The organism is Bacteroidales bacterium (assembly GCA_018334875.1).
In the GTDB taxonomy this organism is placed as follows: Bacteria; Bacteroidota; Bacteroidia; order Bacteroidales; family UBA12077; genus JAGXLC01.
The window spans coordinates 1-7726 of record JAGXLC010000198.1; the positions used below are offsets into that span (position 1 = coordinate 1).

The following is a 7726-nucleotide window of genomic DNA, read 5'->3' on the forward strand; positions in this document are numbered from 1 at the left end:
TATTATCCGTGCATTCGTGGCCATTTTATTTATCATTTGCTGTTTGACTGTTGGAGTTGCAGGAAATTAGCAGGAAGTTGTAAATGAAAAGCATTTTTCAAATCCTATAATCTTCCTGCCAACACACAAGAAACCTTGTAAGATCTTACTTCCCCTTCCAGATTGTACACTTCCACATAAATTACATATATCCCCATTTTTGCTTTACGCCGCTGATCATCCAATCCGTCCCACGAAAAGAAGCCTTCCGTACCCACGGTTTGATTGTTGACCAGATGGCGGACCAGGCGTCCTTTTGAATCAAATATTCTCACCGTGGCAACAGAACCGGGTTGATCAAACCGGTAATGAACATTCACCACATCCTCTTTTCCGTCGTTATCAGGGGAGAACACTTCAGGTTCCAGGGAAATGGTGCTCTCTGAATTGGATTGTTCGGAAAATTGAGAATTTTCGTAGGTTGGGGTTCCATATCCGGAAGTTTGTGCAGCCGACTGCCAGTTTGTAGGATCATTCGTGGCTCTGTCAGGATGTATCCGCTCAAGGGTAACCCCTTCAGGATCTTTTAACAGGGAAAAATGCATTTTCTCGCTATAATCCAGCCGGTCGAGCGGCTCCATCCATTTGTCTGTCAAAAGCACCGTACCCGCATCATTGGGATAGGGCGGAAATGCTTCAGTAACCACGAAATGATCCGAATGGGCTGTATGATACTGTTCCCTGACCTTATCGGGATCGGTGGTATATACCATATATTCACCCGGGAAAAGCAGGCGACCCGGGCCATCAAGACAGCTAACCCTTTCCATTTCAGAGGTCTGCTCGTTCACTGTAGCCAGGCAAACTGCCTTTAAATCAACCGTCCGTTCCGACCGGTTGAAAATTTCCACAAAATCTACGCCGTCAAAGGCGGGATTGAACAATACCTCATTAATGACAAGATCACCCGGCCGGGGTCTTACAGGCAGTTCAAACAGAAGGGAGCTGTTCGCCCCGATCTCATTGCCGGCACAATCCATGATCTTGTCCCGGATAATCAGCTCATAACGAATATTTCTCTTAAAAGGCTCTGCAAATTCGAGCATGAGGGATGCAAAATCCGGTGGCTGAACAAGCACTTTTGAAGGAGCGCCCATACCGGAAACCTGGAAAATACCCGGTTCGTTAACCGAATTACGATCATAGGGCTCATTGAAATGAAGCAACAGGGTCATCGAATCCACAATGGTAATGTGTAAAGGCTGGATTGGTTCCGTATCCGGATTATTTGAAAACACAGAGTTTTCCCGGCCCGGGGTTCCGCCCTCTTTAGAACGCGATACAGCCCAATTATCCTTACCTCCGCAAGGATTATCCGGATCAATCTGTTCAAGCGCCCATCCCCCTTCTTTTTTATATTCATCCTCATACCAGCCATCGGTAAAATTGATAAACGAAATGATTTCTCCCGAGGGATCTTCCAAAATAATTGCTTCACCGGAATTGGAAATAACCGGGAAACGATCCGCTCCCCATACCCGGCCATAATCAGAAAATAATTCTTCAAATTCACTGTCGCAAAGAATACAATATTCGCCGGGAGCCAGCGACAGATCTCTCAAAGTTACTGAAGAGCGTCCTATAAAAAGTTTCCAGTCCCTGAGAGAAATTTCATGGTCACAATTGTTGTATATTTCTACATATTCAGCGACAGGAAGCCCCATTGACGGTTCAGGATCGGCCATAATCTCATTGATGACTATATCGTAGGGCATTATAGGATGATAAGCAAAACGACGGCTCATGCCTTCTGAAAAATTATTGCAATAATCCGCGATCTGATCGATTTTTAGCTCGTAACTCCGGTCAGGCACCATACGGTCCGAAAACAAAAGCAAAACTTCCATGTTAACGGGTGCTTTCAGGACTACGGAATATGGACGTCCCAACCCCCCGCTTACAAAATAATTATCCACATCATCGGCAATATCAGCTTTTACTGGCTCAGAAAACCTTACCCGTAGCTGATAATCGGTAACCGTTTCAAAAAAACTGATTTCCGGAGGGATGGTGTCGATGTTTCCGGCTAAAACAGAATTTTTCTCCCCGGGGGTGCCGCCCCTGCGATCTGCGGATGCTTCCCAGTTGGTCAATCCGCTGCAATGGTTGTCCGGATCGATCCTTTCAAGGGAATAACCTCCCCCGTCTTTGTCTTCATCCTGATACCAGCTTTCATGATAAGACACACTGTCCATCAACAAGCCTTTATCACTGAATAAGGTAATATCGGCATAGGAATTTCTCAAAACAGGAAAAACAGGGAAAGGCAAAACCTCCCCATAGAAGTCAAAATCATCCGAATATTCCTCATCACACAGGATTACATATTGATGGGGAGGGATAATGCCCGAGGGCAAAGGCTTGTTGTTCTCATCAACCCTGAGTGCCCAGCCGGTTAAATCAACCGCTTCCGAGGTCCGGTTATATAGCTCAATATATTCAGCTTCCGGCAAATCCACCGAGGGATAAGGATCGGCCATGATCTCATTGATAACGATATCAAAAGCTTTCGTCCTGGAAAAATAAAAGTTCCCCGTGAAAGGAGACAGGGTATCGCCGTGAGAATCTTCAATACCACTGATGTTAAGCTGGTATTCCTGTCCCGGCTGAAAAGGCCGGCCAGTTACCAGAGCCACGCGAGAGGGATGATCAGAAAGGAAAAAAACAGCATCCGGAGATCCTATGTCCGGTGTAATCTTATAGTTGGCCGGATTTTTGGCTGATGTCGTATCGGCGGTACGGCTAAATAAAACCAAAAGAGAATCGTTTGCAGGAACCATCAATGTATCGACCCGCAGTTTTTCATACTGAAAAGACAGGATGGTATCTTTCAAAGGATTGCCAGCCAAATCGGACAATCCCGATATCGACAGATCATATTCAAAAGCATCTGCTAATGGTCTGTCAAATAACAGTTGTATTTTGGCAGGGAGGGTATCCAGTAAAGTTATCTCTGCAATTTCAACATCCCCGTTGATCAGGGTAAAATGAGCAGGATCCGTCAGGGAAGTTTGATCCATTTGTTCGGAAAAATCAATATTCAGAGCGGTGTGATGAGGCACATGGCTGTAAATGACCCTGGGAGGCAGTGTATCCTGAATAAGTGGACCGATATAAATGTTATCAAACCACAACTTTTGATCGGCTGTTGAAGTATATTCATGATAAATCCCGGTAAATTCCGAAGCAAGATACACAGAATCGGTAACCCGTCCGATTTCATACAATTGTTCAAATGTTCCGTTGGTATCCAGCTTTACTGTCCATAATCCGGGATCAGTGTAAATGATTTCAAAACCCACCGCCTGGTCAACATTGATGTGATCCTCCCAGTTGAACTCGGTATCCAGTATTACATAACCCGATCCCGAAGCAATCCTCCATAATTTAATTTTGTCATCCGAACCGCTATAATTTACGCCAACCACATAACCGTTGGCCCCGCCTGAAGGATGCATCTCCCTGGCATCCTGGTCGGAAGCGAGAAAAAATCCCCAGTTGTTGCTTCCTGAGGGACGATATCCATATTTAACCTGAAAACGCCAAACCAGGTTTGTATCCTTCAGATCGAGCGAGGCGGGAAATGACAGCCTGTCACGACCGGCATCCTGATTATCGAAAATGTGATGCAGGGAATAGGAACCTTCTATTGGGGCAATGGAATCCAAACCCCACCGGTTTGCCGGATACTGATACCACTGATCAAGATCCTGCGATTCAAAATCAAAAAACACCTGGCCTCCTGCATATGAGGCCATAAGTGTAAAAAAAACAAAAAGGATTTTTTTCATGTATTAAAAATTAATAATATATTTGAAAACCTTAGTAATTTTACAAATTTCTACTTAAAAATAAAAATTTTACGGTTATGAAAATTGCAGTTGTAGGCGCCACAGGAATCGTCGGGCAGGAAATGTTAAAAGTATTGGTTGAAAGGCAATTTCCTTATTCAGAAATTTATCCGGTGGGTTCGGAAAGATCTCAGGGAAAAAAAGTGGAAGTCAACGGAAAAGAAGTGGAAGTAAAGGGGATTCAGGAAGCTGTAGATATCAGGCCCGATCTCGCCCTGTTTTCTGCGGGAAAAGACGTAGCTCTGGAGTGGGCACCGGAATTTGCCAGCGCAGGTACAACCGTTATCGACAATTCAGCGGCTTTCAGGATGGAAGATGACAAAAAGCTTATTGTACCGGAAATTAACGGTAACCTCCTGACAAAAGACGACAAAATTATCGCCAATCCCAACTGTTCCACCATTCAGATGGTCATGGCCTTATACCCCCTTCATAAAAAGTTCCGGATCAACAGGGTGGTAGTTGCCACCTACCAGGCGGTTTCGGGATCAGGAAAAGAAGCTGTTGATCAGTTGGAAGCCGAAATAAACAATAAGGAAGGCAAAAAAGCGTATCCCTACCAGATTTTTAACAATTGTATCCCCCACTGCGGAGGCTTTCTGGATAACAACTATACATCAGAAGAAACCAAACTGGTATATGAAACCCAAAAAATCATAGATCCCAGCATACTGGTGACTGCCACGGCAGTGAGAATACCGGTTTACAGGGGTCATTCGGAGGCGGTGAACATCACCTTCCAGAATGAATTCGACATGCTCGAAGTGAAAAACACCCTCAAAAATACTCCGGGAATTGTAATGTATGACAATATTGAGGAAAATCTTTACCCCATGCCCAAAACGAGTGAAAATAAAGATGAGGTATTTATTGGCCGGCTAAGAAGGGATTTTTCACAGGGAAAGAGCTTAAACATGTGGGTTGTGGCGGATAACCTAAGAAAAGGTGCGGCAACCAATGCCATACAAATTGCAGAACATCTGCTGGAAAATAAATTGCTTTAAGGTAAGAAGCATTCGTTTGGCTAACATTATAAAGATGGCTGCTACAATCCCGCTACAGATAATCAATTCAATCAAACAACCGGCTTCGGTAGCTGACCGCAACTACAATTATACTTTTGTAAACCAGGCCTTTTGTGATCATCATCAAAAAGCACGGGAAGAGATTATTGGCTCTCCGGTGGAAAACCTGACCGGGAAGCAATGCTTCATGAAACAGGTGAAACCTTATATTGACAGATGCCTGAAAGGAGAAGAAGCAGTCAGTTATCGGCTCAATGACCCGCGAACAGAGAACAGGGATTTTGTAAGCATAATCCATCTTTATCCCTGTTACACCGATGACGGAGCAATTGACGGGGTAATATCCATTTACGAAGTCCAAACCGACCAGCAAACCATAAAAAAATTAAGGTCCAGGGAACAGGAATTCAGAATGCTTGCCGAAAATTCCACAGATATTATCTACACTACCGATCTCGATCAGAATTTCACCTATGTCTCCCCTTCGGTTGAAAATATTCTCGGATATACGGTGGAAGAGGCAATGGCGATGAAGGCCGGTGACGTTATGACGAAAGCTTCCTATCAGGACCAATTGGAAGCTTTTAGAAAGGTTCTTACGGATCCCCACTCCAGTCAGGAAACCACAGAAATCAAAGCCCTTGAGTTGGTTAGAAAAGACGGTTCAAAAATTTTGGGAGAAGTGAATGCCCGGCTGCTTTTTGACAAGTCCCACCAACCCTGCGGGGTATTGGGTATATGCAGAGACATTACCCAGCGGAAAAAAGAGGAACAGCACAGGCAAAATGTGGAATGGTTGAGCCGAACTGCCCTGGATTTCCTTGAACTGCCATCTGTAGAAGAAATTTTCCAATACATTGGCAAAAATCTTACCGCGCTTGTTCCCCATTCAGTGATCATCATTAACCACATCAATGAACAGAAGGAAACAGTTACCCCACGATATGTATTCGGAATTCATAACAATACGCTCAGTAAAGTTATCAATACGCTTGGGATGAACCCCATAGATAAAGAATATCCTTTTGCTGAGGAGCTGAAAGATTATTACAAAAAGCAAAAGCTCATCGAATTTCAGGGCGGGTTGGATGCATTCTCATTTGGTCACGTAAATAAAGCAATGGCCAGACAAGTTGAAAAACTGATGAACTTAAAAGCCATTTATACCATTGGTTTAAGGCGGGAAAACAGACTCTTTTCAGCCATTCACATTTTTAAGTTCCATACATCCGAAATTCAATATTTCAATATGGTGGAAACATTCCTGAACCAGGCTTCCATAGCTTTGCAGCGGAAAATGCTGGAAAATGAACTTTGGAAGGCCAAGGAGAAGGCTGAAGAGAATGAACGGTTAAAAACCGCATTCCTGGCTAACCTTTCCCACGAAATACGCACGCCCCTTAACATCATACTCGGCTATGTGCAACTGTTGAATACTCCCAACCTTGTACCGGAAGACAAAACACAATACATCAATGCCATCCACGACTCCTCAGATCACCTGACCGATATCATCGACGACGTGCTGAGTATGGCCAAACTGGAGACGGGGCAGCAATCCCTGCAAATCTCCCCGTTCAATCTCAATGCCCTTATCTTTGAAATATATTTGTGCTTCCAATCCAAAGCCAGGAGAAAAAATATCCGTTTCGAAAGTGTTACACCGCTTCCTGACGATAAAAGCTTGCTTCAATCGGATGAGAATAAAATACGCCAGATCCTTGCAAACCTCCTCAACAATGCCTTTAAATTTACTCCGGAAGCAGGAGAAATAGCATTCGGTTATTCTGTAACCAACACCCATATCAATTTCTTCGTAAAAGACAGTGGCATAGGTATTGCCGCGGAACATCACAACATGATCTTTGAAAGATTTACACAGGTCGAAGATTCCAATCAAAGAAGATATGAAGGAACCGGCCTGGGTCTTCCCATATCCAAGGGTTTGGTGGAACTTCTGGGAGGTACCATTCAGGTAGAATCCAACTCCAACCAGGGCTCTACTTTTTCTTTTACCATACCTATGCGAAAGGGCATGATTGATTGAATGTCTGCCCGCACGCTGTCGCTGAAGCTTTAGCGTAAGCAACCGAAACGGAGTGCAGGCGGGATTGAATGCCTTTCCGCCGACAGGTGGAATTGGATGCATAAATAAAAAGATAACAGGATACAGCATTAAATGATAAGATCACACAGCGAATGTACCTCTTTCGTAGGTTAATTGAGTAAGTACACAACCTTACCGTGCAAGTTTTGCCAAAAAAAGCAAGAATTTGACCGGTAAGGTATTATCGCCCAATGACGCATGATTTGAAGGCAAAAATCCTTTGTTTTGTACCTGAGCAGGGGAATGATAAATCCATGATGTACTATTCCGCCCTCGTAGAGGGCCAATAGCGATGGCAATAGTGGATTCCTCTCCACACCCGAGCCTCGTAGAGCGCGCGATAGAATACGGATCGATTAATTTATTATGTTTTGGGTGAGACGAGTTGGTCTCTGATCTGTGAATTATGATACGTATCCGCTGAACATTGGGCATATTGTGGATGCTCTGTTTGTCGCTGGTTCTAATCCGATATATGGATAACCCACAATATCTATCGCACACTCTACGAGGCGCCCAAACCGACGAGGTATGGCTGTTCTATCGCTATTTGCCCCTTATCGGGGCAAGAGTCCGGGGCCTTTAGAAAGCCTGAATTGAATGCAACGATATGGTTGGGAAACAATGCCATAACCATTATCCAGAAGTGATTTCCATATATAGATTAATATTTTTTTATAGGGCAATAGGATATATAAACATCA

3 protein-coding genes are annotated in these 7726 nt (G+C 44.0%); 2 read left to right on the forward strand and 1 reads right to left on the reverse strand.

Annotation, left to right across the window (positions count from 1 at the left end; genetic code table 11):
- Nucleotides 1-104: 104 nt before the first annotated feature.
- Complete coding sequence (locus tag KGY70_14035) at nt 105-3830, reverse strand: lamin tail domain-containing protein (GenBank protein ID MBS3776310.1); 3726 nt, start codon at nt 3828-3830, stop codon at nt 105-107.
- Nucleotides 3831-3907: 77 nt separating this feature from the next.
- Between KGY70_14035 and KGY70_14040 the strand changes: the two genes are divergently transcribed.
- Together KGY70_14040 and KGY70_14045 are read left to right on the forward strand one after the other, a co-directional pair.
- Nucleotides 3908-4894 (forward strand): aspartate-semialdehyde dehydrogenase, encoded by a 987-nt coding sequence (locus KGY70_14040; protein ID MBS3776311.1) that lies wholly within the window; start codon nt 3908-3910, stop codon nt 4892-4894.
- A gap of 34 nt (nt 4895-4928) precedes the next feature.
- Nucleotides 4929-6962 (forward strand): PAS domain S-box protein, encoded by a 2034-nt coding sequence (locus tag KGY70_14045; GenBank protein MBS3776312.1) that lies wholly within the window; start codon nt 4929-4931, stop codon nt 6960-6962.
- Nucleotides 6963-7726 lie beyond the last annotated feature (764 nt).

What these genes read in the sequence shown, in the direction of transcription:
- KGY70_14035 (MBS3776310.1), bottom strand. Translation starts at nt 3,830, where the DNA reads ATGAAAAAAATCCTTTTTGTTTTTTTTACACTTATGGCCTCATATGCA.
- KGY70_14040 (MBS3776311.1), top strand. Translation starts at nt 3,908, where the DNA reads ATGAAAATTGCAGTTGTAGGCGCCACAGGAATCGTCGGGCAGGAAATG.
- KGY70_14045 (MBS3776312.1), top strand. Translation starts at nt 4,929, where the DNA reads ATGGCTGCTACAATCCCGCTACAGATAATCAATTCAATCAAACAACCG.